The sequence below is a fragment of the Xanthobacteraceae bacterium genome (genome assembly GCA_019454205.1).
GTDB lineage: Bacteria > Pseudomonadota > Alphaproteobacteria > Rhizobiales > Xanthobacteraceae.
This window is the reverse complement of record CP075369.1, coordinates 2,073,243-2,097,541: the sequence shown is the minus strand read 5'-3', so window position 1 is coordinate 2,097,541 and position 24,299 is coordinate 2,073,243. Positions and strand designations below refer to the sequence as shown.

At 58.2% G+C, this 24,299-nt stretch carries 30 protein-coding genes and 1 tRNA gene; 15 read left to right on the top strand and 16 right to left on the bottom strand.

Annotation, left to right across the window (positions count from 1 at the left end; genetic code table 11):
* Positions 1-4 precede the first annotated feature (4 nt).
* A complete protein-coding gene (locus tag KF794_10555; protein QYK44224.1) occupies positions 5-1,222 on the bottom strand; it encodes an efflux RND transporter periplasmic adaptor subunit in 1,218 nt (405 codons plus the stop codon).
* Entirely contained in the window at positions 1,212-1,847 is a 636-nt protein-coding gene (locus KF794_10550; protein ID QYK44223.1) for a TetR/AcrR family transcriptional regulator, read from the bottom strand. The genes KF794_10555 and KF794_10550 overlap by 11 nt, the downstream gene beginning before the upstream one ends.
* Before the next feature lie 339 nt (positions 1,848-2,186).
* On the opposite strand from KF794_10550, the gene KF794_10545 reads away from it, so the two are divergent.
* The 4 genes from KF794_10545 (at position 2,187) to KF794_10530 (ending at position 5,648) form a co-directional block, all read left to right on the top strand.
* Entirely contained in the window at positions 2,187-3,158 is a 972-nt protein-coding gene (locus KF794_10545) for a tripartite tricarboxylate transporter substrate binding protein BugD (protein QYK44222.1), read from the top strand.
* Positions 3,116-3,925: a tripartite tricarboxylate transporter TctB family protein gene (locus KF794_10540; GenBank protein QYK44221.1), complete on the top strand. Its 810-nt coding sequence runs from the start codon at positions 3,116-3,118 to the stop codon at positions 3,923-3,925. The genes KF794_10545 and KF794_10540 overlap by 43 nt, the downstream gene beginning before the upstream one ends.
* A gap of 15 nt (positions 3,926-3,940) precedes the next feature.
* Positions 3,941-5,461: a tripartite tricarboxylate transporter permease gene (locus KF794_10535; GenBank protein QYK44220.1), complete on the top strand. Its 1,521-nt coding sequence runs from the start codon at positions 3,941-3,943 to the stop codon at positions 5,459-5,461.
* A gap of 111 nt (positions 5,462-5,572) precedes the next feature.
* Positions 5,573-5,648, top strand: a tRNA-Lys gene (locus KF794_10530).
* Positions 5,649-6,115: 467 nt separating this feature from the next.
* Here KF794_10530 and KF794_10525 read toward each other — a convergent pair.
* The 4 genes from KF794_10525 to KF794_10510 all read right to left on the bottom strand — a co-directional run bounded on the left by KF794_10525 (position 6,116) and on the right by KF794_10510 (position 8,260).
* Complete coding sequence (locus KF794_10525) at positions 6,116-6,415, bottom strand: hypothetical protein (protein ID QYK44219.1); 300 nt, start codon at positions 6,413-6,415, stop codon at positions 6,116-6,118.
* Between the two features lie 191 nt (positions 6,416-6,606).
* The gene (locus KF794_10520) at positions 6,607-7,056 is read right to left on the bottom strand and encodes an Hsp20 family protein (GenBank protein ID QYK44218.1); all 450 of its coding nucleotides are present in this window, start codon (positions 7,054-7,056) and stop codon (positions 6,607-6,609) included.
* A 728-nt stretch (positions 7,057-7,784) separates the two neighbouring features.
* Positions 7,785-8,099 carry a hypothetical protein gene (locus KF794_10515; protein ID QYK44217.1) on the bottom strand — a complete coding sequence of 105 codons (315 nt, stop codon included), beginning with the start codon at positions 8,097-8,099 and terminating at the stop codon, positions 7,785-7,787.
* Entirely contained in the window at positions 8,099-8,260 is a 162-nt protein-coding gene (locus tag KF794_10510; GenBank protein QYK44216.1) for a hypothetical protein, read from the bottom strand. Before KF794_10510 ends, KF794_10515 begins: the two co-directional genes overlap by 1 nt.
* A gap of 160 nt (positions 8,261-8,420) precedes the next feature.
* Between KF794_10510 and KF794_10505 the strand changes: the two genes are divergently transcribed.
* The 4 genes from KF794_10505 (at position 8,421) to KF794_10490 (ending at position 10,519) form a co-directional block, all read left to right on the top strand.
* Complete coding sequence (locus KF794_10505) at positions 8,421-8,576, top strand: hypothetical protein (protein ID QYK44215.1); 156 nt, start codon at positions 8,421-8,423, stop codon at positions 8,574-8,576.
* Positions 8,577-8,625: 49 nt separating this feature from the next.
* Positions 8,626-9,135 (top strand): ferritin-like domain-containing protein, encoded by a 510-nt coding sequence (locus KF794_10500; GenBank protein QYK44214.1) that lies wholly within the window; start codon positions 8,626-8,628, stop codon positions 9,133-9,135.
* Positions 9,136-9,396: 261 nt separating this feature from the next.
* Positions 9,397-10,341: a hypothetical protein gene (locus KF794_10495; protein QYK44213.1), complete on the top strand. Its 945-nt coding sequence runs from the start codon at positions 9,397-9,399 to the stop codon at positions 10,339-10,341.
* The gene (locus tag KF794_10490) at positions 10,316-10,519 is read left to right on the top strand and encodes a CsbD family protein (GenBank protein QYK44212.1); all 204 of its coding nucleotides are present in this window, start codon (positions 10,316-10,318) and stop codon (positions 10,517-10,519) included. The genes KF794_10495 and KF794_10490 overlap by 26 nt, the downstream gene beginning before the upstream one ends.
* Here KF794_10490 and KF794_10485 read toward each other — a convergent pair.
* From KF794_10485 to KF794_10475, 3 genes are read right to left on the bottom strand one after another with little or no spacing between them, the layout of a single operon-like run.
* Positions 10,471-12,408: an efflux RND transporter permease subunit gene (locus tag KF794_10485; GenBank protein QYK44211.1), complete on the bottom strand. Its 1,938-nt coding sequence runs from the start codon at positions 12,406-12,408 to the stop codon at positions 10,471-10,473. The genes KF794_10490 and KF794_10485 overlap by 49 nt on opposite strands.
* A 29-nt stretch (positions 12,409-12,437) precedes the next feature.
* A complete protein-coding gene (locus KF794_10480; protein QYK46672.1) occupies positions 12,438-13,016 on the bottom strand; it encodes an efflux RND transporter periplasmic adaptor subunit in 579 nt (192 codons plus the stop codon).
* A gap of 12 nt (positions 13,017-13,028) precedes the next feature.
* A complete protein-coding gene (locus tag KF794_10475) occupies positions 13,029-13,607 on the bottom strand; it encodes an efflux RND transporter periplasmic adaptor subunit (GenBank protein QYK44210.1) in 579 nt (192 codons plus the stop codon).
* 25 nt (positions 13,608-13,632) lie between these two features.
* Here KF794_10475 and KF794_10470 point away from each other — a divergent pair, with 25 nt between their 5' ends.
* Both KF794_10470 and KF794_10465 read left to right on the top strand, forming a co-directional pair.
* Positions 13,633-13,935 carry a hypothetical protein gene (locus KF794_10470; GenBank protein ID QYK44209.1) on the top strand — a complete coding sequence of 101 codons (303 nt, stop codon included), beginning with the start codon at positions 13,633-13,635 and terminating at the stop codon, positions 13,933-13,935.
* Positions 13,936-13,961: 26 nt separating this feature from the next.
* Positions 13,962-14,564 (top strand): amino acid synthesis family protein, encoded by a 603-nt coding sequence (locus tag KF794_10465; protein ID QYK46671.1) that lies wholly within the window; start codon positions 13,962-13,964, stop codon positions 14,562-14,564.
* An 80-nt stretch (positions 14,565-14,644) separates the two neighbouring features.
* Here the strand turns inward: KF794_10465 and KF794_10460 are convergent, their stop codons facing one another.
* Genes KF794_10460 through KF794_10450 form a run of 3 tightly spaced genes read right to left on the bottom strand, consistent with a single transcriptional unit; the run spans position 14,645 to position 17,334 of the window.
* Entirely contained in the window at positions 14,645-15,691 is a 1,047-nt protein-coding gene (locus tag KF794_10460; GenBank protein QYK44208.1) for a YeeE/YedE family protein, read from the bottom strand.
* Between the two features lie 39 nt (positions 15,692-15,730).
* Complete coding sequence (locus KF794_10455; protein ID QYK44207.1) at positions 15,731-17,023, bottom strand: FAD-dependent oxidoreductase; 1,293 nt, start codon at positions 17,021-17,023, stop codon at positions 15,731-15,733.
* Entirely contained in the window at positions 17,023-17,334 is a 312-nt protein-coding gene (locus tag KF794_10450) for a cytochrome C (GenBank protein ID QYK44206.1), read from the bottom strand. Before KF794_10450 ends, KF794_10455 begins: the two co-directional genes overlap by 1 nt.
* A gap of 331 nt (positions 17,335-17,665) precedes the next feature.
* Between KF794_10450 and KF794_10445 the strand changes: the two genes are divergently transcribed.
* The 3 genes from KF794_10445 to soxZ are packed head-to-tail and all read left to right on the top strand — an operon-like array spanning position 17,666 to position 19,816.
* On the top strand, positions 17,666-18,994 hold the full coding sequence (locus tag KF794_10445; protein ID QYK44205.1) for an NAD(P)/FAD-dependent oxidoreductase: 1,329 nt from the start codon (positions 17,666-17,668) through the stop codon (positions 18,992-18,994).
* A 35-nt stretch (positions 18,995-19,029) separates the two neighbouring features.
* Positions 19,030-19,485, top strand: coding sequence for a thiosulfate oxidation carrier protein SoxY (locus KF794_10440; protein ID QYK46670.1), 456 nt, complete (start codon positions 19,030-19,032; stop codon positions 19,483-19,485).
* Positions 19,486-19,489: 4 nt separating this feature from the next.
* A complete protein-coding gene (soxZ, locus tag KF794_10435; GenBank protein ID QYK44204.1) occupies positions 19,490-19,816 on the top strand; it encodes a thiosulfate oxidation carrier complex protein SoxZ in 327 nt (108 codons plus the stop codon).
* A gap of 25 nt (positions 19,817-19,841) precedes the next feature.
* On the opposite strand, the gene KF794_10430 is transcribed toward soxZ, so the two are convergent.
* The gene (locus KF794_10430) at positions 19,842-20,189 is read right to left on the bottom strand and encodes a gamma-glutamylcyclotransferase (protein QYK44203.1); all 348 of its coding nucleotides are present in this window, start codon (positions 20,187-20,189) and stop codon (positions 19,842-19,844) included.
* Positions 20,190-20,347: 158 nt separating this feature from the next.
* On the opposite strand from KF794_10430, the gene KF794_10425 reads away from it, so the two are divergent.
* Both KF794_10425 and KF794_10420 read left to right on the top strand, forming a co-directional pair.
* Positions 20,348-21,250 carry a LysR family transcriptional regulator gene (locus KF794_10425; GenBank protein ID QYK44202.1) on the top strand — a complete coding sequence of 301 codons (903 nt, stop codon included), beginning with the start codon at positions 20,348-20,350 and terminating at the stop codon, positions 21,248-21,250.
* Between the two features lie 106 nt (positions 21,251-21,356).
* Entirely contained in the window at positions 21,357-21,896 is a 540-nt protein-coding gene (locus tag KF794_10420; GenBank protein ID QYK44201.1) for a DUF2478 domain-containing protein, read from the top strand.
* Between the two features lie 349 nt (positions 21,897-22,245).
* Here KF794_10420 and mog read toward each other — a convergent pair whose 3' ends face one another.
* The 3 genes from mog to KF794_10405 form a co-directional block, all read right to left on the bottom strand.
* Positions 22,246-22,800, bottom strand: a complete 555-nt coding sequence (mog, locus tag KF794_10415) for a molybdopterin adenylyltransferase (protein ID QYK44200.1) — start codon at positions 22,798-22,800, stop codon at positions 22,246-22,248.
* Positions 22,801-22,808: 8 nt separating this feature from the next.
* Positions 22,809-23,261, bottom strand: coding sequence for a hemerythrin family protein (locus tag KF794_10410; protein ID QYK44199.1), 453 nt, complete (start codon positions 23,259-23,261; stop codon positions 22,809-22,811).
* Positions 23,262-23,381: 120 nt separating this feature from the next.
* The gene (locus tag KF794_10405) at positions 23,382-24,080 is read right to left on the bottom strand and encodes a helix-turn-helix domain-containing protein (protein ID QYK44198.1); all 699 of its coding nucleotides are present in this window, start codon (positions 24,078-24,080) and stop codon (positions 23,382-23,384) included.
* Positions 24,081-24,299: the final 219 nt, after the last annotated feature.

The window sequence follows — 24,299 nt, the reverse complement described above, 5'->3', positions numbered from 1 at the left end:
CGGTTTACCGCTGTGCCGATTGCTGTTCGGCCGGGACGGCCTCGACGATCTGGTCTTCGCGCACGAAGTCCTGACCCTGTACGATCACCCGTGCCTTGTCGGGAATACCTGTGACCCACATGGATTGCTGTTCGTCATCGGCGATCTCGACCGGAATAAAGACGACCTTGCCGTCCTGCTCGACGACGCGGACGCCGAGGCGTCCGGTGGTGGAAAACACCAGCGCGGAGCGCGGCACCTTGGTTGCATCGACGGGTGCGAGATTGATCAGGACTTCCGCGGTGATGCCGTCGGGAATCTTGTTATCGGGATTCGGGATTTCGACGTCCACGCGGTAGGTGCGGGTGGTCTGGCTCGCGCTTTTCGCGATGTAGCGCACGCGGCCTTTCACGCGCTCGCCGCTGACGAGGCGGATTTCCGCAGTCTCGCCTAGTTGTACGCCGCTGAGCTTGCGCTCGGAAACCTCGACGATAATGAGGAGGGGATCGAGGGAGATCATGCGCGCGATTTCGTTGCCGCCCGCGCCCTGACCCATGTTCGGCATCAACATCAGGAACTGTCCCTGTTCTGCCGAGACCTGATCGACCACGCCGTCCCACGGCGCGGTAATGCGGATGCGCTCGATCTCGGCTTCGGCCTGTGCCAGCGCTGCTTCTGCCGCGCGTAACTGCGCCGCGATGGTGTTGGCATCGAGCTTAGGCAGGTTGCCTTTCTCGATCAGCTGCATGCGCGCTTCGTATTCCGCCTTGCGCTGCTGGACGAGCGCGCGCGCCTGCTGCAACTGCGCGTTACGTCCATCATCGGTGAGCACGGCGATGATATCGCCCTGTTTCACGCGGTCGCCGCGCTTCACGCGAAGCTCGGTGATGATCGCCTGCGTTCTCGCGACGATGGCGACCTTCTTGTCGGCTTCGGTGCGGCCCGACAAGGCCAACCTTGGCTGGTGACGCTTAAGCTGTGTCTCAAGGAAACCGACACGGAATTTCTTGTTGTTTTGTACCGCTACGTTCTGCTCGGCCGCCGGATGGTGCGGGAAGATAATGCCCGAACCGATCCACAACACTGCGAGAAGCGCCAGCACGACCGCGGCGAGCTTGCCGCCCTTCAGCGGACTCTTTTCGTAGAGTTGTTCCGCGCGTTTCCGCCATGGCGCGAGACGCCGCGTGAAGCCGTGAAGCGCATGTTCGATCCGCTTGCGGGTGCGCTGGACATTACCGTGCATGGGGAGACTCCTCGGCCGTGCGCTTATGCGTGGCGATATGTTGCTTTGCCGCCGCGGCTTCGGGCTGCGTCAGCATGAAATGAACGACGGCGAGCAGGGTGGGGAGCACGCTTTCCGCATCGAAATCCGGATCAATGGCCCGCCGCCAGTAGAGACCATCGACAAGAGCCATCAGCATGGTCGCGGCGACTTCCAGATCGAGCGAAGCGGCGATGTCGCCGCGCGTTTGCGCGCTGCGCAGCATGTTGAGGAGACCGTTCTTCACCGTCTCCTCGATGGTTGCGTAGATTTTCGCGATCTCCGGATTGCGGCGGCTTTCGGCCTTGATCTCGGACTGGAGACAAATCTCGTCGGTGGATTGTTCGATGATGTAGTGGCGCGCAGCTTCGGCCAGCGCCGCGAAGAAATCAGGAGCCTGTTCGATGGCGCGGAATTGTTCGACGGTGTCCGCGCGGTCCTGCTCGGCGATGCCGGCGATGATCCCTTCCTTCGATGGGAAGTAGCGGTACACGCTGCCCGGACTCATGCCAGCCTCGGCGCAGATTTCCTGCATCGAGGCGCCGTGAAAACCGCTGCGGGCAAAGCAGCGGTGGGCAGCCGCCAGAATCTCGCTACGGCGGTCCATTTGAAGTCTGGAGTTGGGGCGTTTCATACGCTGGATTTGCTCCGGCCCAAGCAGTTTGTGCCCTGCGGTAAAAGCGAATGAACATTCGCTCGCAGATTATGGAGGGAGTATTCCTGTTAGTTTCCGGTGTCAAACGCGCCTCTGATTGATTTACGGTAAGCAGGCGGCAGACAAAGGAAAAATGCTGCACTAGCGAGGGGTTAATGCCGCACGTCTGCTTTTCGGCTTGACGGGGACTGCGTGCAAATGGTGGCTATCTCTTCTTGAAGTCCGCGGTCCGGATGGCCGGATCGCGCAATGAAAACAGGGCGCCTGAAATGCCCCTAGGGAGGAAAACGAATGCGTAAGTGGCTACTCGCCGCCGCGGGAATTATCGCGCTCGGCGTATCCGGTGCCCAGGCACAGAACTATCCAGCCCGTACGATCACCATGCTGATCCCGTTCGCGGCGGGTGGCCCGACCGACACCGTCGGCCGTCTCATCGCGGAGTCGATGACCAAGACGCTCGGCCAGCAGATCGTGATCGAAAACGCGGCCGGTGCAGGCGGTACGCGCGCACCGGGCCTGCTCGTAAAGGCAGCGCCGGACGGTTACACGATTCTGCTTCACCACATCGGCATGTCCACGGCGCCGACGCTTTATCGCAAGCTCGCGTACAAGCCGCTTGAAGACTTCGAATACATCGGTCTGGTCACCGATGCTCCGATGTCGCTGATCGCGCGTCCCAACTTCGAAGCGAAAGACTTCAAGGGCGTGCTCGAATACATCGCGAAGACGAAAGAGAAGACTTCCTACGCGAACGCGGGCATCGGTTCGGCGTCGCATCTTTGCGGCATGCTGTTCCAGGCCGCGGTGAAGCAGCAGCTCAACACCGTGAACTATAACGGCACCGGCCCGGCGATGAACGACGTTCTCGGCGGTCACGTCGACCTTATGTGCGACCAGACCACCAACACCACCGGCCAGATCAAGGGCGGCAAGGTGAAGGCGTATGGCGTCACCACCAAGGCCCGTGTGAAGAACCTGCCGGATATTCCGACGCTCGACGAGGCCGGTCTCAAGGGCTTCGAGGTCGCGGTGTGGCACGGCGTTTACGCGCCGAAGGGCACGCCGAAGGATGTCCTCGACAAGCTTGAGAAGGCGCTGCAGGCGGCATTGAAGGATCCGAAAGTGATTTCGGCTTTCGCCGACCTCGGCACCGAGCCGGTACCGCAGAATCAGGCGACGGGCGCCGCTCTGAAAGCGAAGCTCGCCGCTGAAATCGCGAAATGGAAGCCGCTGATCGAAGCGGCCGGCCAGTTCGCCGACTAAGCGGATACAGAAAAGAACAAGAAAGATCGGCCGGAGCGCAAACAAGCGCCCGGCCGATTTGCAAATTGGGGGCGGACATCATGTCCAGCGAAGTCAGAAATTCCTTTCACATCCCGACAGTCGCGGTGTCGATCGCCGGCGCCGCGCTGGTGGGAATTCTTTTTTATCTTCGCGGGCAAGGCATCGCGTTGCCGTGGCTCCTTACGATTGCGGTGGTGTTTTCCGCGGTTGCATTCTTCATCATCCGCCAAGCAGGTGGTGTGAACGGTGTCGCCAACCCCAAGGATTTTTACACCGGCGTTCTTTTGCTGGCGGTTTGCGGCGTATTCGCCGCGGGCATGTTCGAACTGCCGCTGGGTCGCGTCGCGCGTCCCGGCCCGCGCTTCTTCCCGTTGATGCTGCTCGGACTGTTATTCGTATTCTCGTTGATCATTTTGATGAACGGTTTGCGCACCAAGGGTGAGCCGCTCGGCGCGGTACCCTGGCGAGGGTTGATTATCGTGACCGGAATGACCGTCTTCTTCGGCGCGACGATCAAGGGCCTCGGCTTCGTGCCGGCTATCTTCACGACAGCTTTCGTGAGCTGCATGGCGAGCCAGAAATGGAGCCTGACTTCGGCCTTGGTTACGGCAGTTGTGCTGACGGTCTTTTCCTGGCTCATCTTCATCTGGGGACTTGGGTTGCCGATTGCCCTTTGCGGATCGTGGTTGCGCATTGCGCTGACCTCGATGGGCATCGCCGGCGAATCCATTCCTTATTGCTACTGAGCGAGGAGAGCGAACATGGATCTTCTCGCAGGCTTCTTCAGCGACGTCGGCTCGAACCTCGCGCTCGGCTTTGGGCACGCGTTCACGCTGGATAATCTCTTCTATTGTTTCGTGGGTGTGCTTCTTGGCACCGCGATCGGCGTGTTGCCGGGCCTCGGACCCATCGCGACAATCGCGCTGCTGCTGCCGATTACGTTCAAGCTCGACCCGGTTTCCGCGCTCATCATGCTCTCGGGCATCTATTACGGCGCGCAGTATGGCGGCTCTACTACGGCGATCCTGATCAACCTGCCGGGCGAGACCTCGTCGGTCGTAACTGCGCTCGACGGTCACCAGATGGCGAAGAAGGGCAAGGCTGGCCTTGCACTGTTCACCTCGGCCGTGGGTTCGTTCTTCGCGGGCACGATCGCGACGTTCCTGATCGTCGGGTTCGCGCCCATCCTAGCTTCCGCCGCGTTGAAATTCTCTCCAGCGGATTATTTCTCGCTGATGGTGATGGGGTTCGTTGCGGCAGTCGTGCTGGCACAAGGCTCGCTACTGAAAGCGTTGGCAATGATCGTGCTCGGCTTGCTGGTTGCGATGGTAGGCCCCAGCGAATCCGGGCAGCCTCGCTTCACCTTCGATAACCCGGAGTTTTTCGACGGCTTCGATTTCGTTGCGCTGTCGATGGGTATTTTCGGCATCGGCGAGATCATCCGGAACCTGGAGGACGAAGAGCAGCGTCAGGCCATCAAGTCGCGTTTCCTCGACCTGATCCCGACCAAGGCGGAACTGAAGGAAATGATCCCGCCGATCCTGCGCGGCACCACGGTCGGCTCCATGCTCGGCATCTTGCCCGGCGGCGGCGCGATCCTTGGCGCCTTCGCGGCCTATTCGCTGGAGAAGCGGATTTCCAAGACGCCGCAGGAATTCGGCAAGGGCAAACTGGCCGGCGTCGCAGCGCCGGAGTCGGCGAACAATGCCGGCGCGCAGGTTTCCTTCATCCCGATGCTGACGCTCGGCATTCCGTCCAACCCGGTGATGGCGCTGATGCTCGGCGCGCTCATCATTCACCGCATCGTGCCGGGGCCGACGCTCGTCACCGACAAGCCGGATCTGTTCTGGGGCGTGGTGACGTCGATGTGGATCGGCAATTTCATGCTGTTGGTGCTGAACCTGCCGCTGATCGGCATGTGGGTGAAGTTCCTCACCATTCCGTACCGGCTGCTGTTCCCCGGCATCGTGACCATCTGCTGCATCGGCGTTTACTCGGTCAGCAACAATCCGTTCGACGTCCATACGATGGCCGCCTGCGGGGTGATCGGTTACATCCTGTTCAAGCTGGAATGCGAACCGGCGCCGTTGCTGCTCGGGTTCGTTATCGGGCGCCTGATGGAGCAGTATTTCGTCCGGGCGATGCAGCTCTCCTTCGGCGACGCGACCGTGTTCGTCAGGGACCCGATCAGTGCCTCGCTGCTTTTCGTGTCGCTGGTTGCGCTGGTTCTCGTGCTGCTGCCGTCGATCCGGAAAAAGCGCGAAGAGGCCTTCGCGGAATAACAGGAACTTCGCCGCCGGGGCGACTTCCGGCGGCGAACGGCTTTACAGGGGCGGGGTGCTTTGCTATCTCCGCCCGTCTCCGCGGGCCAGTTTCCGCGGCCCGATTGGTGCGGGCGCATAGCTCAGTTGGTAGAGCAGGTGACTCTTAATCACCGGGTCCAAGGTTCGAGTCCTTGTGCGCCCACCAAACCTTTTCTACTTTGAAAACAAAGCTTTGCTTGAGATGTCGGTGGCCTTCGGGCGCCAACTATCTCTTGTAGTTTACAGCTCAGTTTACAGCTTTTAGCCGCGTTTCGTTCTGCTCGATCGCATCGCCAAACTTCATTGGCATACCTAAACCCCTATTCTCAGCTAGCAGTGCTCAGTGAGTCGACACCATCAAAAGCCCGATCCCAAGGACTAAGAAAGGAGGTCTACGTTTTGTTATGAGAAAGTGAGAGCCGCTTTTCCCCGCACTTAACGCAGACGTAGCTAGTCGAAACAATTTTCGTCTCGGTATCTAAGAATTTATTCAGCGCGCGAAACTGATTGAAACCACAGATAGACTTCGCCCTGCGAGTGAGTACTGTTTCGTTAATCGGCTGATTATTCATGGCACGCGTACACTGGACTGGATGCCATAAGTATGTTTCACGACTGCTGCCGTTAGCTGGTTCAACGTTCAAATACCGAGCTCGCTGCCGGTGGCGCTCGCATGCTTGGGGGCGGTAGCGGGTCGTCATCAAGCGACCGCAATGCGGAGATGATTTCAGCAAGGGTGCACTGCACGCCTGTGATGGGATTGCGCCGCAGAGCGGGTTTGCTCTCGACCGAATTTCGATCCGACGCCCAATCAGCAAGCAGCGACCGCTTCCGCTTTACCGGAATGTTTGGATCTTTGACGATTTCGTTTGGGTGGAAATAAAGCCGGCCGATAAAGAATAGGGCGCGGGCATCGTTCGTGTGGAGTGTCATCGGAAACCCCATACGGAACTGAAATAAGCGATCAAAGCCCAGGCAGCCCCGGCCAATTCCGGCGCAGAGTAGACTTCAACCATGACGGCATCCGTAAATTCTCCTTCCGATTTTCGCGCAGAACGCGCGAACAGTTTTTTGGTTTCAGAAATAGGAAGGCCCCCGCAGGTTATGCGAGGGCCCCTCCCATGCTAGGCTGCGATCTTTTGTTCGAGCTGGCCCTGCTTACCGTTAATAGCGATTCGGCGAGGCTTCATCGCTTCCGGCACTTCACGCACGAGATCGATTTTCAACAGACCGTTCTCGAAGTTTGCTGATTTCACTTGGACGTAATCGGCCAGATTGAAAGAGCGGCGGAAGGCGCGGGCGGAAATTCCCTGGTAGAGGTAGTCCGTTTCCGTCTTCTGCTGCTTCTGGCCTTCGACGGTGAGCGTGTTCTGCTCGGCCGTGATGTTCACGTCGTTGGCATCGAAGCCTGCCAGCGCGAGGGTAATACGATAGTTATCCTCGCCAACACGCTCGATATTGTACGGGGGATAGTTGTCGTCGCCATTCCAGGGTGACGCCCGGTCGAGCATATCAAACAGGTGGTCAAAGCCGATCGTGGACCGCGACAGCGGGTTCAAGTCGAGAGTTCTCATGGTCACATCCTCCTTTGAGCAACATGATGCATGAGCGCCAGACACCGCCTGGCGCCTGTTGAAATCGGGCCCCGAGGGCACCCGATAAATCGCGATTTAGAAGGCCCAAAATTCGGTTCAAGGGCCGGAAGCAAAATTTTTTCGCTGTTTTGTTTTTGCGCTGCACAAAATCTGACGTTTTAAAACGGTCAGAAAGGGCGTTTACTTTTGGTTAGGAGACCAGTCATGACCACCTACAAATACATGCTGCTCGACCATCGCAATCACCTCATCGAAGTCAAAAGGTGCGAGTTCGAGGCCGATGATATAGCGTGCGAGTACTCCCGGACATTGTACGGCCAGCTCCACCCTAGCTCGATCGAGGTATGGCAGGGCCCCCGGCTAATTTGTTCGGTGAGCGCGGACGGACTTCGCCTCGCGGCGTAGGAACCAAGTTCAATAAGTGGAATTTCCGGCTAAAGGCCGGAAGAATGAAAATCGTTGAATTTCTCAGAGACATGGCGTCGAGAGCATTTCGCCTATCTCGCAGCACTCATGACCTCAGCACATCGCGCGAGCTTCGGATCATGGGCGAGAAGCTGAAAGAAAAATCTGAAGAGCCCGAAGACGAACTGAAAAAGTAGCGGAACCACTTTCGTATCTTGCGGTTAGAACAGCAGTCTTTGATGCGACACATCCCGGTCCATTAGACAAAATGCCCTGGCATAGCCCCCCGTGCCGGGGCATTTTTATGCCAGCGCGGCAAACCAATCCTTGTACGGCGTGTTCTTCGCTAGGTGCTGATTGTAGTCCGGCGCGCCGTCCGTCCACCACGGCTCACCGCGCTCACCAAGTTTTATTTTTGCTTTATGCACGCGCCTGCGCGCTTCTTTTTCCAGCTCACCATTTTTAGTTTGCATCGCATCACGAACTTCCCGGCGCGCATTCATCAGCGCCCGCATGAGGAGTGTTCGCTTTTCTGCCGAAAGGGATGGATCGGTCATGCGCCATAAACGGCCCCGCACAACAAAATATCGGCCATCAGGAGTAACGGGGTAGCGCACTAGCCGGCGTTGCCTGTTGAATTTCCATCCTTACGAGACGGCTCAGTGTATTCGCGCTGGCCCGCTTGCGTATTTTTATCTTCACCAGGTCGCGGCTTCTTATCTTGCTTGCCAGACCAGTTGCCTGTCTCGCGTTCGGGCAATCCTTTGTCATTCGACATCTCTGTCTCCTTATACGCAAATAACTATTTCGACGCATTGAAGTTCTCGAACGAGCGAACGGTTCCCGACTCTCGCAAAAAATTTTTCGTGAGGTGGAACCGAGCAATGCGAAAGCACATTTCATACGACGAGGAATTGTCCTCTGGGAGATGAAATCAAATGGCGAACCAGAACAACAACCAAGGCGGACAGCAGGGCGGTCAGAACCAGGACGATCGTCAGAATCAGCAGAACCAGCAGGGCGGCAACCAGAACCAGCAAGGTCAGGGCAACCGCCAGAGCGATCAGAACGACCGGAACAACCAGCAGAAATAACTCTAACAGGCCCCGGTCACTCCGGGGCCTTCCTCCACAGGGGCTCACTATGGCTGCTAAGAAATCATCGAAGGTCTTGGAAGACCTGTTTCTCGAAACTCTCAAAGACATCTACTACGCCGAGAAGAAACTGACGAAGGCATTGCCAAAAATGGCAAAGGCCGCGCAGTCCGCCGATTTGAAGAAGGCGTACACGAAGCACGCGAAGGAAACCGAAGGCCAGGTCAAGCGCTTGGAGAAGGTATTCGCGTTCATGGAAAGGAAGCCAGTCGGCAAAATCTGCCCCGCGATCAATGGTCTTGTCGAAGAAGGCAGTGAGATCATGAAGGACTTCAAAGGCTCCCCAGCGCATGACGCAGGGCTTCTCGCCTGCGCGCAGGCAGTCGAGCACTACGAAATTGCTCGGTACGGCACGCTCATCGCTTGGGCCGAAGAACTTGGCTGGGCTGACGTTGCCACGCAGCTCTCGGCAACGCTGGCTGAAGAAAAGCAAACAGACAAAGACCTCACATCGCTTGCGGAAGCCGATGTGAACGAACGCGCAGAACAAGCTGCTTAAATCAGGAGACAAAAATGGCAGACGATAGCGGAGCGAGTGGACTGTTGGGCGTCCTTGTAGGTGCGATGCTCATCATCTTCATCGCGTCAGCGTTCCTTATGTACAACGGAAACTTCTTTCCGCAGCAGCGGCCTACTTTCACCATCCAGCTGCCGAAGTAATTACAGGAGAAAACAATGCACGGTGTCGTTTATCTAGTAGGTTTGATCGTCATAATCATGGCGATCCTGTCGCTCGTTGGCCTCCGGTAAGGAGGGCTCAATGGCTCAGGCTGAAACAACGGGCGGAGTGAATGTCCGCTATGTAGAATGGGGGCCGATTATCGCTGGTGCGTTTGCCGCTGCAGCGATCTCATTCTTACTTTTAACCTTCGGTAGCGCGATTGGTCTCAGCTTGGCTTCGCCCTGGCCAAACTCCGGCGCATCGGCAACCACGATCGGCGTAGTCGTCGCGATCTGGTCAGTTATCGTCCAAGTGAGTGGCTTTGCGGGTGGCGGGTATCTCGCCGGTCGCATGCGTTCACGTTGGGTGGAATCTCCGAGCGAAGGCGATTTTCGTGACGGCGCACACGGATTTCTCGTGTGGGCGGTCGGCATCGTATTCGGCGCTGGACTTCTGGCACTTGGCGGAATTTCAGCAATTCAGACTGGAGTCCAATCGGCGGCCGTAATCGGCGCTGGTGCTACGGCTGGAGCCACGAATGCAGCTACGCGTCAGTTCAACACTGCGGACTACGCAACGGACTTCTTGCTGCGTCCTGCTGCAAATCAAACGCCGGTGACGACGACGCCGGCAACTCCGCAACAGCAGACCGACCTCCGCCCGGAGATCAATCGCATACTTTCGCTGGGTATACGCGATCAGAGCATATCCGCTCGTGACCGCACTTATCTGGCTCAGGTGGTAGCGCAGCGCACTGGCTTACCGGAAGCAGACGCGCAGAAGCGGGTGGATGAAACCATCGCGGAAGCGCAGCGTTTGGAAGTTCAAGCGCGTGAAGCGGCGGACAAGGCTCGGAAGGCTGCGATCCTTGCAGCTTTCCTGACCGCTGCATCGCTTCTCGCCAGCATCATCGCGGCAGTCGCGGCTGCTTCACTCGGCGGCAAACATCGCGACCAGAATGTCTACCCGCACTTCATGGGCAGGCGGTTCTGGTCGCTCAAACACAGAGGAGAACGAAATGGATTGGAATCGCGTAGAAGGTAACTGGAAACAGGTAAAGGGTAAGGTCAAAGAGCAGTGGGGCAACCTCACTGACGACGATCTCGACAAGATCGAAGGCAAGCGCGACCAGCTCGAAGGAAAAATCCAGGAGCGCTACGGTCTCGCAAAAGATCAGGTGAAGAAGGACGTGGACGACTGGTACGGTCGCCAGACCTGGTGAAGAAGAAGCCCCGGAGAAATCCGGGGCTTTTTTGTTTGTGAAATTACCGGAACTGATAAGCCTGATTCGCCGTTAGCCACGTTTTCGACTTCGGGGAATTTGCGGATCGCCGCGCGGATGCGGTTTGCGTAATCGTTGCCTTCTTCTAGCGAGATCGTCGCGGGCATCGTGGCACGAATCCACATATTGCCTTCCTCCAGTTTGGGGAGGAATTCAAAACCGAGAAAGCGCGTACCGACGCCGGCGAACAAGAGAATGCAAACCGTCCCGGCAATGGTGGCCTTCCGATAAGCCATCGCAACGCGAAGTACCCGGCGGTAGTTTTCGCTGAGCCAGCGGACTACCCTGGTTTCGGTTTCGCGAACCTGATCCGGCAACAAGAACGCGCTGAGTGCGGGCGCGATGGTGAAGGTGGCGAGCAGTCCGCCAGCGAGGGCGTAGGCGTAAGTCTTCGCCATCGGGCCGAAGATATGTCCTTCGACGCCGGACATGGCGAACAGCGGAATGAACCCGGCGATCACCACGAGCGCGGCGAACAGGATCGAGCGGTTCACCTTGCTGGCCGCGAAATAGATGTTCAGCAGCTTTCCGGTGAAGCCAGTGGCGCCGGCTTCTTCCGTCAGGGTATCGGCCCCGGCCGGATGTTCGAGCTGGCGGAATATCCGCTCCACCATGATGACGGTCGCATCCACGATAAGGCCGAAGTCGATCGCCCCCACCGATAGCAGGTTCGCGGATTCTCCGCGCAGAAGCATGATCCCGATTGCAAAGAACAGCGCGAAAGGAATCGTTGCCGCCACGATCAGCGCGCTCCTGAAGTCGCCGAGAAAAACCCATTGCAGCAGGAAGATCAGGCCGATCCCGACCAGCATGTTGTGAAGCACGGTATGGGTCGTAACGTTGATCAGGTCCTGCCGGTCGTAGATACGCTCGATTTTCACGCCGGGAGGCAGAATCCCCGAACTGTTGATCGCGTCGACCTGCGCCTTTACGCGGGCGATGGTGGGGGAGCTTTGCTGCCCGCGGCGCATCAGCACGATGCCTTGCACGATATCGCTATCGTCGTTTAGCCCGGCGATGCCGAGCCGCTGCCTGTAGCCGACGACAACTTCCGCCACGTCGCGGACAAGCACGGGATTGCCCCCGACATTGGCCAGCATGGTGTTTTTCAGGTCGTCGATGTTCTGGATCAGGCCCACGCCGCGCACGACCGCGGCTTGCGGGCCTAAATTCATGACGTTGCCGCCGACATTGATGTTGCTGTTCTTGATGGTCTGCAAGACCTGCGGCAGCGTCAGGCCATAGGCGACCAGCTTGTTCAGGTCGATCTGCAAATCGAAGGTCTTGGTCTTGCCGCCCCAGCCGATGACATCGATTACGCCCGGCACCGAGCGGAGCTTTCTCTGCAATACCCAATCCTGCAGCGTCTTCAGGTCGAGGACGCTGTATCCCGGCGGCCCGCTCAATTTGTAGCGGAAGATTTCGCCGATCGGGCTGACCGGATTGATCTGCGGCTGCACGCCGTCCGGCAAGCCGGAGAGCTGCGAGAGTTTGTTCAACACCTCCTGCAATGCCTGATCGTAGGTGAAGTCGTAGGTGAATTGCAGCTTGATGTCCGAAAGGCCGTAGAGCGAAACGCTGCGCATGATCCGCAGATTCTGAATCGCGGATACCTGCGTTTCGAGGGGAATCGTGATGTAGCGCTCCATTTCCTCTGCGGAGAGGCCGGGCGCCTGCGTGATGATGTTGACATAAGGCGGAACCGGGTCGGGATAGGCTTCAATGTTGAGCGCGCGGAAGGCGGCTACGCCGCCAACCATCGTCAGCAGAAAAACCACGAGCACCAATGCGCGGTTCTTCAGCGCAAAGCCTATGAGAGCGTTGACCATGGTAAGTTATTTCCGCGGGGCGGGCCGGATCAGCGGCTCGCGATCATGCGGTCGATGAAAAGGCCGCCGCGCACCACGACGGTCTCGCCGGCCTGAAGGCCCTCGACGATCTGGACGCGATTGTTATGCGCAGTCCCGATCCGGACGGTGCGCGGGACGACTGCACCGTCTTCGAGCATGACCCAGATGCGGGTCCGGTCGTTCTCGTAGATGATCGCATCCGAAGGCACGGTGGGGAGAGCCTGGCCGTCATGCGCCGAGATGGTTACGCTTGCGAACATCTCAGGGTTCAGAAGTTCTTCCACATTGTCGATGGTTGCGCGCACCGTAAGCCGGCGGCTGCCGGAATCGAGTATTTTCGCGACATAAGTAATGCGCGCTTCGAACTGGCGGTTGGGATAGGCCAGCACCGAGAACCTGATTATCTGACCGAGCTTTACTTTCGGAGCATCCGACTCGCGAACGTAAGCAACCAGCCAGACCGAACTGATGTCGCCGATGGTGAAGACCGGATCGGAGGAGTTGGTGCTGATATATTGCCCGGGGCCGGTCTTGCGTTGGAGGATGGTTCCCGCAAGAGGTGCGTAGACGGTAGAGTCGGGCGTGATTACGCCGGTCTCTTAGAACTTGTTCACCTCTTCCTCAGTCTTGCCGAGAATATAAAGACGGTTGCGCATGGTCTGTCGCGCGGTTTGTGCCGTGCGCACGTCGTTCTGCGCGGTCGTGAGGCCTGCCTGCGCGGATTGCAAATCCTTGAGCGGGGCGATGTTGCCGTTGAACAAAGTGGTAATGCGCTTCTCAAGCGTTTCGGCAAGATAGAGTTGCGATTTGGCCTTGTTCAGCGTGGTCAGCGCGCCGATGAAATCGTTCTGAACCTGCACTGAATCCGCGGCTTCGAGGACGAACAGCGGCTGGCCCTTCTTCACGAGGTCGCCGGGTGCGGCGAGCAGGGAGAGTACTCTGCCAGCATAGGGCGAGAAGATCGCGGTTGCGCGGTCTTCGTCGATGGTGATTTTTCCTTCCGTCGTGAATTCGACCGGCAGCTTCTCCAGTTCGGCCTGCTTCAGGATCAGTGCCGAGCGTTGCGCAGGAGAAGGATAGAATTTCCCATCGATAAGCCGCGCCTGCTTTTCGGCGTCCGGCTCGGCGGCAGCGTTGCTTTTGCTGAAGAATGGTATGAACGCGGTAACGGTAAGCACGATGATAATGCCGGCGCTCGCCGTGATGCGCGAAGCGCTCGCCGCATTCGCGCATGAATACCGCTTGAAGTTTCCAATCGGCATCGACCGGCAAGATGGCCGTTTGCCTGCAACCATGACTGCTTACGAAATGCAGGGCACGCCGACTTTAGTGATCATCGACCGCAACGGGCTTCGCCGCTTCCAGCACTTCGGTCATGCCGACAATCTGGCGGTCGGGAGTATTCTCGGACGATTGATGGCGGAACCGCATCAACCGCTAGTGAACGGGGCAAACAACGATGAGGGTTGCAACGATACGGGTTGCGCGGTTCCGAATGCGATGTGATGGTCCCGTGGATTAAAAAAACAACAATCGAGGATGAGGAGCGGCTCATGAAATTCCGGCAAATCACGCTGGTGCGTCAGGAAGTGCTCAGCGAGGGGGGCCGCGTACTGGCGCAGCCGTGCGTTCGCGTCGCGGCGTGCGGTGTGTTGTCCAATCCGCATGCGGGTGCAGCGCCGGTTGACGACTTTACTTCTCTGGTCGACCTATCCGTGAAGGCGGGCGAAGTACTGACTGCGCGTGCACTAGACGCGCTCGGCGATCTCAAGCCGCGCGGTTACGGCAAGGGCGTGATAGTCGGCACCGCGGGCGACCTCGAACATGGTGCAAGCATGATTCATGTGCGGATCGGCTTGTCGATGCGTAAAGGCGCGGGTGGCGGCCCGGCTCTTATTCCCGGCAACGGCAAAGTCGGTGCGGCAGGGACACCGATCGATATTATTTTCGGCGGGATCGAAGATGCGTGGGACTACGACGCCATGGATACGATGACCGTGTCCGTCGCGGATGCGCCGAAGCCTGATGAAGTGCTGCTGATCGTCGCGTTTCTCGGCGGCACGCGCCCGAATGCACGCATCAAGGGCGCATCGCAGGAGCAGGTGGCAGAGGTGGTCAGGCAGCTAAGGCTTTGAAGCTGGTTGCATGCCGGGCAGGGTAATAGGCGAGCGGCCAGACTATGTTTCCGGCCTGCGGCGCCTACGATCGTTTCGACTCAAAGCGACGGCAGCCGAATGGGTCCACGCAATGCCAGCAGGGATCCCGCAATAATTCCCGCGATTGCTAGAAACGATCCGAAAGCAAGCGTCGAGAGGCCGGTCAAGCCTTGTCCGATGGAGCAGCCGAGCGCCATCGCGCCGCCCAGACCCATCAAGGCGCCGCCCGCCATGTAGCGCAACATCTGCGTTGGTTTGCTGAAGCCTTGCAACTCATACGTTCCGGTTGCGAGTGCGGAGCCGAGCGCACCAAGAAATACACCGCAGACCACGGCAACGCCGAATGACATCCGTGCGCCGGTCGCAAGCATCGCATATTGAATCGTTTCGCCGACCGGCTGGATGAAAGTCAGCGAGGCAATCGGTCCCGGTTCGAAGTCGTCCTGACCGAGCCAGCCGGTTGCAAGCCATCCTGCCGCGATCAGAAGTCCGACAACGATGCCGCCTGCGATGTCGCGCGGGCTTTTGCGGAATGGGGCAACCGAGAAGGCAAACGTGCCGAGAATTGCCATCAATAGAAATGCCGGAAGCAACCGCGCTGCATTCGCTCCCAGTGACGCTTCGAGATAACGCGGGATCGACGGCACTTTATCGAATGCGATCACGGTCGGACCGGCCAGCGCGGTGCGCAATGGAGCGATCACGCCGCTCAGCGTCGCGTAAGCGGCGATGCCGAGGCAGAGCAGCACGACGAAGGAGCGCAGGTTGCCCTGTCCCATGAGGACGAGCGAACGCGCGCCGCAGCCGTTCGATGCGATCATGCCATAGCCGAAGATCGCGCCGCCAAGCGGGATTGCGAGCCATGACAGCGATGCGGAAAGATAAATCGCGCGGCGAAGGTCGATTAGGCCAAGCGTCTCGCAAATCTGCGTGGCGAGCACGGCGACCGCCATTGCAAGCGCGAAGGATGCGATTTTCCTCCGGTCGCCGGTTACGAACAACCCGCGAAATGCGTTGTTCAGGCAAAAGCCCGTGCGTTGCACAGTGATGCCAAAGGCAATGCCGATAACGAAACCGGCCCAGAGCGAGAGTGTCGAAGCAGACATTCTTCCCGCTTACTGGGCCGGTTCGCAGCGATCAAGTGCCTATGCCTTGGTGCCCCAGGCGTCGTTCGAGATCGAGTTGTACCAGGCTACGCCGTACTCCGCCTCCAGCTTGCGGAATTCAGGGGAAGCCTCGCGCGGGCTGACCCCGCCGCCTTTCATCTCGACGATCTTGCCTTCCTGCACGCCATAGACGCCTGCGACCGAAATGCCGTAGTCCGGCGCGATCAGGCTGTAGCAAGTGTTGGCCCAGGAGGCGCTCGGCGCGGGTTGTCCCGCCAGCGAGGCTACGATGGCCGTTGCTGCAACCTTGCCCTGCGCGTTCGCGCAGAAGCCCGATTTCGGCATTGGTGCCGCGATGGTGGCATCGCCCGCGACATAGATGTCGGCGACTTGTGCGGACTCGAAGGTCTGTGCCTTCACCGGCACCCATCCGCTCTGCGCGGTGACGCCGGCACGGTCGGCGATGAAACCGGCCTTCTGCGGCGGCACAACGTTGAGCACGGCAGCTTTATGCTTCTTGCCGAACTCGGTTTCGACCTCGCGAGCTTTTGCATCGACGCGCACTACCTTGCCGTCCTTGGAGAGTGGTACCCACTCGATCATGTCGCCGTAGAACTTCTTCCAGCCGTCGAGGAAAAGCCCCTGCTTCGAGAAGTTTTCTTTCGCGTCGAGCACGAGGATCTTCGACTTCGGCTTCTTCGTCTTGAAGTAATGCGCGACCATCGAGACGCGTTCATAGGGTCCGGGCGGGCAACGGAACGGGTTTTCCGGTGCGCTCAGAATAAAGAGACCGCCATCCGGCATTGCATCCAGCTGGCGCTTGAGAAGCACGGTCTGCGGGCCTGCCTGCCAGGCATGAGGGGCAAGTTGCGCGGCCGCCTGATCGTAGCCCTTGAGCGTTCCCCAGCGGATGTCGATGCCGGGGGAGAGCACCAGCTTGTCGTATTGAAGAACGCGACCGCCTGCGAGGGTCACGGTCTTCTTTTTGTTGTCGACATCGTTCGCGAGCGCGTGGACGACCTGCACCCCGAGCGCGCGCAGTTCGTTGAAGTTGTGGCCCTGCTGCTCGAAGGTGCGCAGCCCGCCGAAATGCAGGTTCGTGAACGGGCAGGTGTAATAGCGGGTAAGTGGTTCGACGAGCGTCACCTGGATTTTCGGGTTCGCACGCTTGATGTATTTCGCAGCGGTTGCACCGCCAAAGCCGCCGCCGATCACGACGACACGCCCGGCTACGCCTTGCGCGATGGCCGGCATGGACAGCGACATCAGGCCTGCACCAGCTCCACCAAGAACCTGCAAGGCGCGGCGGCGAGAAATCATGGTTCTGTTCATCACTTCACCCCTGCGAAAAATTTGGCGAGTTCTTCGATTTGCGCGTCGGTGTAACCATTGGCGATGCGGGTCATGACAGTGGTGCCGGGAGGCGGCGTCTCGCTCTTGAAGGATTTCAGCAGGGCAGCGAGCGTCGATGCCGGACGGCCTGCAAGAGACGGAATCTTGGTTCGCGACTTACCGTCGGTGCCATGACAACTCGCGCAAGGTCCGGCGAGAACGGCCGCGTCCTGCGTGCTTTGCGCGGAAGCCGGTGCGGCCCATGCAAGAAGAAGTAATGCCGTTGCGGCGGCAGATGATTTCCAGCCCATGCGCTCCTCCATAATCAACAATCGTTCTTTGTATTTATTATTATTCTACACTAAACAATCGCCCCAGCAATATTTGCCTCAAATTGAATCGCACATTGTTTTTCGGGCGGAAATCATTGAGCGCGAAGAAGAAACCGCACGAAAAAACAAATCAGAATTACCTCCGTTACGTAAAAAAATTTTAGTAACGCATGAAAGTCACATAAAAAAGTTTGACAGTAAGAAAGCCTATTGCCTACAGTTTCATCACTAGCGGACGCTTGATTCAGTCAGCGTTTTCGCGAGCGGGCCGGTCGGCCAATCAAAAAAATTTAGCCCTAGGAGGGAAGCGATGATCAATCGTCGCGGATTTATTGGCGCGTCGGCCGGCGCCATAACGGTCGCCGCAACTACGCCCGGCGCGCTGGCAGCGCCGACTATTCTGGACAACACCACCGAAATCATGCCGAAAGGCAAAGCGCCGCGCGTCGTGATCGCGGGCGGCGGATGGGGCGGCCTTTCCGCCGCGCGTCATCTGCGTGACCTCGCGCCGAATGCCGAAGTCGTGGTGCTCGAACGCAACCCGTTTTTCTGGTCATGCCCGATCAGCAACAAATGGATCCTCGATATCGTCGACAGCGCCTATCTGATGCACGACATGCTTTTGCCTGCGCGCAAGTATGGCTATCAGCTGATTCAAACCGAGATCACGAACATCGAGCGCGACAAGCGTCGCGTCCGCACTTCGGCAGGCACGATCGAATACGACTACCTCATCATCTCGGATGGTATTCGTGATGCCTATGACGTCTGGTTCGGCAACGACAAGAAGGCGATCGATTACACGCGCAATAACTATCCGTCTGCCTATATCCCAAGCACGCAGGCGATGGCGGTGAAGAACAAGATCCGCAACTTCAAGGGCGGCACCATGGTGATGACGCTGCCGCCGCCGCCGCATCGCTGCCCGCCGTCGCCGTATGAGCGGGCATGCGTTATCGCGTGGCACATGAAGACAAACAAAATCCCCGGCAAGGTCGTCATTCTCGATCCGAAGCCGCGGATCATGCCGATCGGTGGTGGCTTCAAGGCAGCTTTCGACGAGCTTTATCCGGACATCATCCAGTACGTTCCGAATGCCGGCATCAAGGAAGTCGATCCGTTCAAGAAGGAAATCAAGACCGCGGTCGGCGACTTCAAGTTCGACGACGCGATCCTGATGCCTCCGCATCAAGCCGGCAACATGGTCTGGAGCGCCGACCTCATTGGCAAGACGCCGGAGGGCAAGCCGACCAACTGGGCGGCGATCCATCCGACGCTCCTGCACGCGCAGGGCGACGACCGGGTTTATGTCGTCGGTGACGCGATGGGCGCGGTGTCGAAGCAGTTCGGCCACTACCCGAAGAGCGCGCATGTTGCGAACTTCGTCGGCAAGATCGTCGCCGGTTACATCGGCGAGCGTCTCGCCGGGAACCAGGTGACGGTGAAGCTGCCCGACAACCTTTGCTACATGCTGGTCAACGGCAGCCCCCGCGAAGCGATCTCGGTGCAGTTCGATTATGAACTGCTCTCGGACGGCACGATCAAGCAGACGCAGATCGACATCGATGTCCGCACGCCGGCCCTTTTGGAGGAGGACTTCAAATGGGCGCAAAGGATGTATAGTGACTTCCTAGCGTAATCCCCGCTTGCGGCGCGCGTGAAAGCGCGCGCCGCATAACGGAGTCCGGAATGAACCTTTCAAGACGTGCTGCGCTGGCAGGTGCGGGGGCTTTTGCGATCAGTGTCGCGGCGGCTCCCGTGTTCGCGCAGAGTCCCGTCAAAGGCATCATCGACGAGTTCGCGGCGGGCAATACGCCGCTGCAGGGAAGGGCCGATCTGGATATTCCGTTTACCGCAGACAATCCAAATGCGGTTCCGGTCGGCATCAAGATCGACAGCCCGATGACGGCGCAATCCTATTGCCGCGAAGTCATTCTGATTGCCGAAGGCAATCCGCGGCCGCTGGTCTGCCGTTTCACTTTCGAGCCGGGACTTGCAGTGCCGCAGTTTTCCACACGCATCCGCCTCGCCGAAACGCAGCATGTAACGCTGCTTGCGAAGATGAACGATGGTTCCGTGTTTATTTCCCGCAAGGAAGTCACGGTTACCGCCGGCGGTTGCGGAGGCTAGAACGATGTCGACACCCCCGCGCATATGGCTCAGCAATCGCTCGCCCAAAAAGGGTGAAGTCGTCGTCGTGCGCGCGCTGGTGACGCATGCGATGGAAACCGGCATGCGCAAGCGGGCAAGCGGTGAGCTGATCCCTCGCAAGATCATCAATAAGTTCGTCTGCACCCTGAACGGAAAGTCCGTCGTTACCTGGGACCTGGAAACCGGCGTCGCCATCAATCCCTACCTCGAATTCCGCTTCAAGGCGGAGGAGGCTGGGGACCTGAAAATGGTCTGGACCGACGACGACAAGTCGACGATCGAAGCGGTCGAAAAGATAACGCTGGCCTGAATCCTGCGCCGTTGCGCGGGGTTGTTTACGACTTCACATACACCCAGGCATTTTTGCCGGATTTCAGGACGACCTGAATCCGTTTGTAATCGTCGACTTCATAGTCGTCCGCCGCCCGAAGCTCGATTTCGGTAATCATGAACAGTATGCCGTGGACCTCATCTTCCGGATTATCGGTTTTGAGAACCATTGGATGAAACTCTGCGCCGCTTTTTGCGACGACTTCAGGGTCGTTGATCCTGATCATTACGGTTGCAAAGCCGGACAGAGAATCCGGCGTACCTTCGAGCAGGCGTCCGAAGGAAGCCATTTGAACATTTTCCTGACGGAGCGTGCCGTAAGAAAACAACGGTACTTGCGCAATGTTACTCATCGAGCGGACGAAGTCCCGAAGCGCGGAAAGAATGGCGCCATTCTAGTTTGGAATCGATAAATCTTTTCTCTCGGATCATTGAACGCAAGGATTCGTCTTTTCCTGTTTGCGGGCGATATATATCAGATCATATAGCGTGCCGCGCAGGACTTCAGCGAATGTTTGCTCCGCATCTCCGGTATTTTGTCGCACTGGCGAAGGAAGGCCATTTTTCGCGCGCGGCGAAGGTTTGCGACGTGACGCAGCCGACATTGTCGATGGCGATCCGCAGTCTCGAAGAATCTCTGGAGGTTCCCCTAGTCGAAAGGGGCCATCGTTTTGTCGGCCTGACTCCGGAAGGCAGGCGCGTTCTGGTATGGGCACAACAAACGCTGGCGGATTATGAAAGTCTCAAACAGGAGCTGGCTGCGCTTCGTAGTGAATTGAGCGGAGTCCTTAGGCTTGGCGTCATTCCGGCAGCCATGCCATCGATTGCGCATCTGACAGCACCATTCCGGGCTGCGCATCCCAAGGTGATGTTCGATATCCGGTCCGTGGATTCCCGTACGATCGAGCGTGGACTCGACGCTTTCGAACTCGATGGCGGGATTACCTATCTCGACAACGAACCGCTGAGTCATGTCCGCTGCATTCCGCTATATCGCGAGAAGTTCGTCTTCATTACGCGCGCTGGTAATCCGCGTGCCCGTCGGAAGTCGATTACCTGGCGCGAGGCGGTTCAGGAAAACCTGTGTCTGCTCAGCGAGGATATGCAGAACCGGCGCATCATCAACGATCTCGCGAAGTCGAAGGGGTTTTCGCTGGGACCGACGATGGTCAGCAATTCCTTCGCAGGCATTTGCGCCCACGTCCTGGAGGGGAGTTGGTCGAGCATCGTCCCTCATACCTTTGCGCGGATTTTCTCGAACGAGAACGAGATCGCGGTTCTTCAACTCACGGAGCCAGTGCACAGCCAGACGATCGGTCTCGTCGTGTCCGACCGCGAGCCGGTATCGCTCATGACGGAAGCGCTTATGGCCTGCGCGAAAGCTCTCAACCCGGACGAGAAACCATCATCGTAACCGCCCAGTGTCACATCAGCGCAGTATGCATCTACTCACGTTATGTTCAGTTGCATATATCGCTGTCGCGTACTACGGCATTCCCGATGCAGCGGGGTAGGCTGGTATGACCAAGCGATATGCCAAGAAAATCGCCGCAGTTCAGGGCGCGGCGACTGCCGAAATCCAGGGGCTATTCCGGGAACTGGAAGCCCGCTGGCGTAAATCGGCGATGGTCGTAGGCGTTATAGAAGACTGTCAGGAGCAAGCGCAGCGCGCTTGTGGCGGCGGTGAGCTTGTCGAAATTCCTAGCGGGCGCCGCCACGTCATCTATCAGAGTCTTGGCCGCGGTTCGGACGCTTGTTGTCTCGACCCCGCCGGCGTGGTCACGGCTTGCGAGTCGATCCGCCGCGATATCCGCCCCGGATGCGATCTGGTCGTATTGAGCAAATTCGGCAAGCTGGAGATCGGCGGGAGCGGCCTTACGTCAGCATTTGTCGCTGCTATTGAAATCGAGGTGCCCATCCTGACTTCCGTGGCGCCGATGTTCCAGAACGAATGGGACGCTTTTGCTGCTCCGTATTATGAACTGCTGCCGCCGGATGCCGGTGCAATCGACAACTGGTGGCGATCCGTTGCCTCGCATGAATTCAGGCTCGCGGGCTGAGCGCCGCCGTCTCCTGCTGGCCTGCGCTTACAGTCCATCCTTGTAGCGTTAGTCATACCCGCGTACCTCGCGGCCCCTTGGCATCATGCTGCATCGCAGCAGCAGATACTTCTTGATGCCGCCGGTTCACTCGACAAAAATGCGAGCGAATAGGAGATCTTAGCCCGCGCTTCGATCGCCGTGACCCGGAGGGTAAGGAGTAAACGTGCGCGGAGAAGCGGCTCTGAGGAGATCTCGGTATGTCCGGCGAAGGCCGCAAGAGCTTCCGGAATATGAAGTCTTACCGGCGGCGCAAAAGCTGGCTCTGATTCATTCGCGGCGGATATTCTCGGCCTGACCGCATGGGCTGTCAGGCGGGAACAGGCTGACCGGGGCGGAATGCCTTGCAGCGCTCGGGGCGCGTAAGCATTCCCGGTCTTCCGATCAGGTCCAGACAATAAGGGATCGCCGGGAAAATCGCGTCGAGGCATACGCGGATCGATTGCGGCCTGCCGGGCAGGTTCACGATCAACGTATTGCTGCGAATTCCCGCCATTTGCCTCGAGAGAATCGCGGTTGGAACCTGTTTCAGGCTGATCGATCGCATCAGTTCTCCGAAGCCTGGAAGCAATTTCGTGCAGGCGGCCATCGTCGCTTCGGGCGTAAGGTCGCGTGGTGCAGGGCCGGTGCCGCCCGCGGTCAGGATCAGCGCGCAATCTTCATTGTCCGTGAGTTCGACCAAATGATTGCGCACATTCTCCATGCCGTCCGCGATCACGCGGCGAAGCGGCTGCCACGGCGAGGTTAGAATCTCGGCGAGATATTCTTCGATGGCAGGCCCGTTGAGGTCTTCGTATATGCCGCTGCTTGCGCGGTCCGAGATATTGAGGATGCCGATCTTGATGATGCCGGCTTGCATGGGCATGTCTCCGCTTACGAGTGGAGGACCGGCGGCGTATCGAGCGTATTGAGGTAAAGCGCGATCAACTGGTCGCGGTAGGCGATGTGCTTCCGTAGCGCCGGTACAAGTTCCTTGATGATGACTTTCCGTGATTTTCCGTCGCCGTCCGTGGCACTTCGGATCGCACGGTCGCACAGCGCAAGCATAATACGGTGGTCAAGCGCATGGCATCCGCAGAGGCTGCTGCCGGCTGCTTTCAGGAGCAGTTCCTCATTTTGGAAATGGTGTGCAAGAAGGGAGCGGAGGCGCTGGAGCTGGGCTTCGATTGCACCTGAATCCGATTCAGCGATGCGGTCGCAGCATTCTCCAATGGTCTCGTGACCTGCGTCGATCACATCGTGTCCGACCGCGAGAAGTTTTACCGGGGTCTTTCGCTTCGCCGGTTTTCTGGATTTGCGGCCCTGTCCGCGCGGTCTTTTCGTCATGTTTCGACTGCGATGCTGCGCGGAATGCGCCCCGATTTGCATAACCGGTGGGCAGGCCACAGCCATTGATTTTAGTCAAAGCGGATAAGGAGATGCTGGCTACGGCCTCCAGGTCCCGCGCTACTCCACATAGTCGTCGATCAACGGGGACGGTTTTGCATATTCTCGCAACGCCTGACGGTCGCCGATCGTAATGGTGCGGCCCGATGTGCTCACGCCAACGGCCTCGAGTTGCGCCAGCGCCCGCGAGAGGTTTTCGGCCGTTGTTCCGAGCAGGGATGCGAGCGTCTTCTTTTCGAAATCCATGGTGATGACGCCTTTTCCGCCCTGCTTTGCCTCGGTTTTCAGGAGCCAGTTGGCCAGCCGCTCCGGCGTATTGCGCAGCTTCTGATCTTTCAGAAGTTTTGTGATCCCGCGGTAACGCTCGGAAAGTTCTGCAATCGTGGCGTAGGCAAAGTGCTGGTCTTCGCGGAACACCGCGCGCACCGCATCGGCCGGCAGAAGCAGCACGCGGGATTCCAGCAGCGTTTTCGCTGATTTCAGATAAGGCTGATCGAGGATGACGGCGGCGAGAATGAATGTCGCCGTCGGCCTAAGAATCTTAATCGTCGTATTCCGGGCGCCGTGCGAAGCAAAAAGTTCGACGCAACCTTCGACAAGAATGTGCAGAAAGTCAGGCTTGTCGCCTTCAGTAATCAGGTGAGTATTCTGCGGATAACGTTGAAGAGATCCGGTGCGCGTCAGCCGCTCAAGTTGTCGCGCGGACATCGTCTTGAACAGATCAAGATTTCGCAGTGCATCAAGGTCCGCTTCTCTCATTTTCTGCTTTCTTGTTTGTCTTGGTGCGCCCGGAGAGATTGATAAATATCAATTGGTAGATTGAAGTACGATAATCGAACCGTCCGTTTCCGATACTCCTGTAAAACTTTCATCTCCTGCGCATGTGCTGTTTGACGCAAGTCAACAAACACTACACATGCTTGTTTCTCTATCCCTTTAGAACCATTCTCTTAAAGGCTTTTGGGGGAGACGATGCAG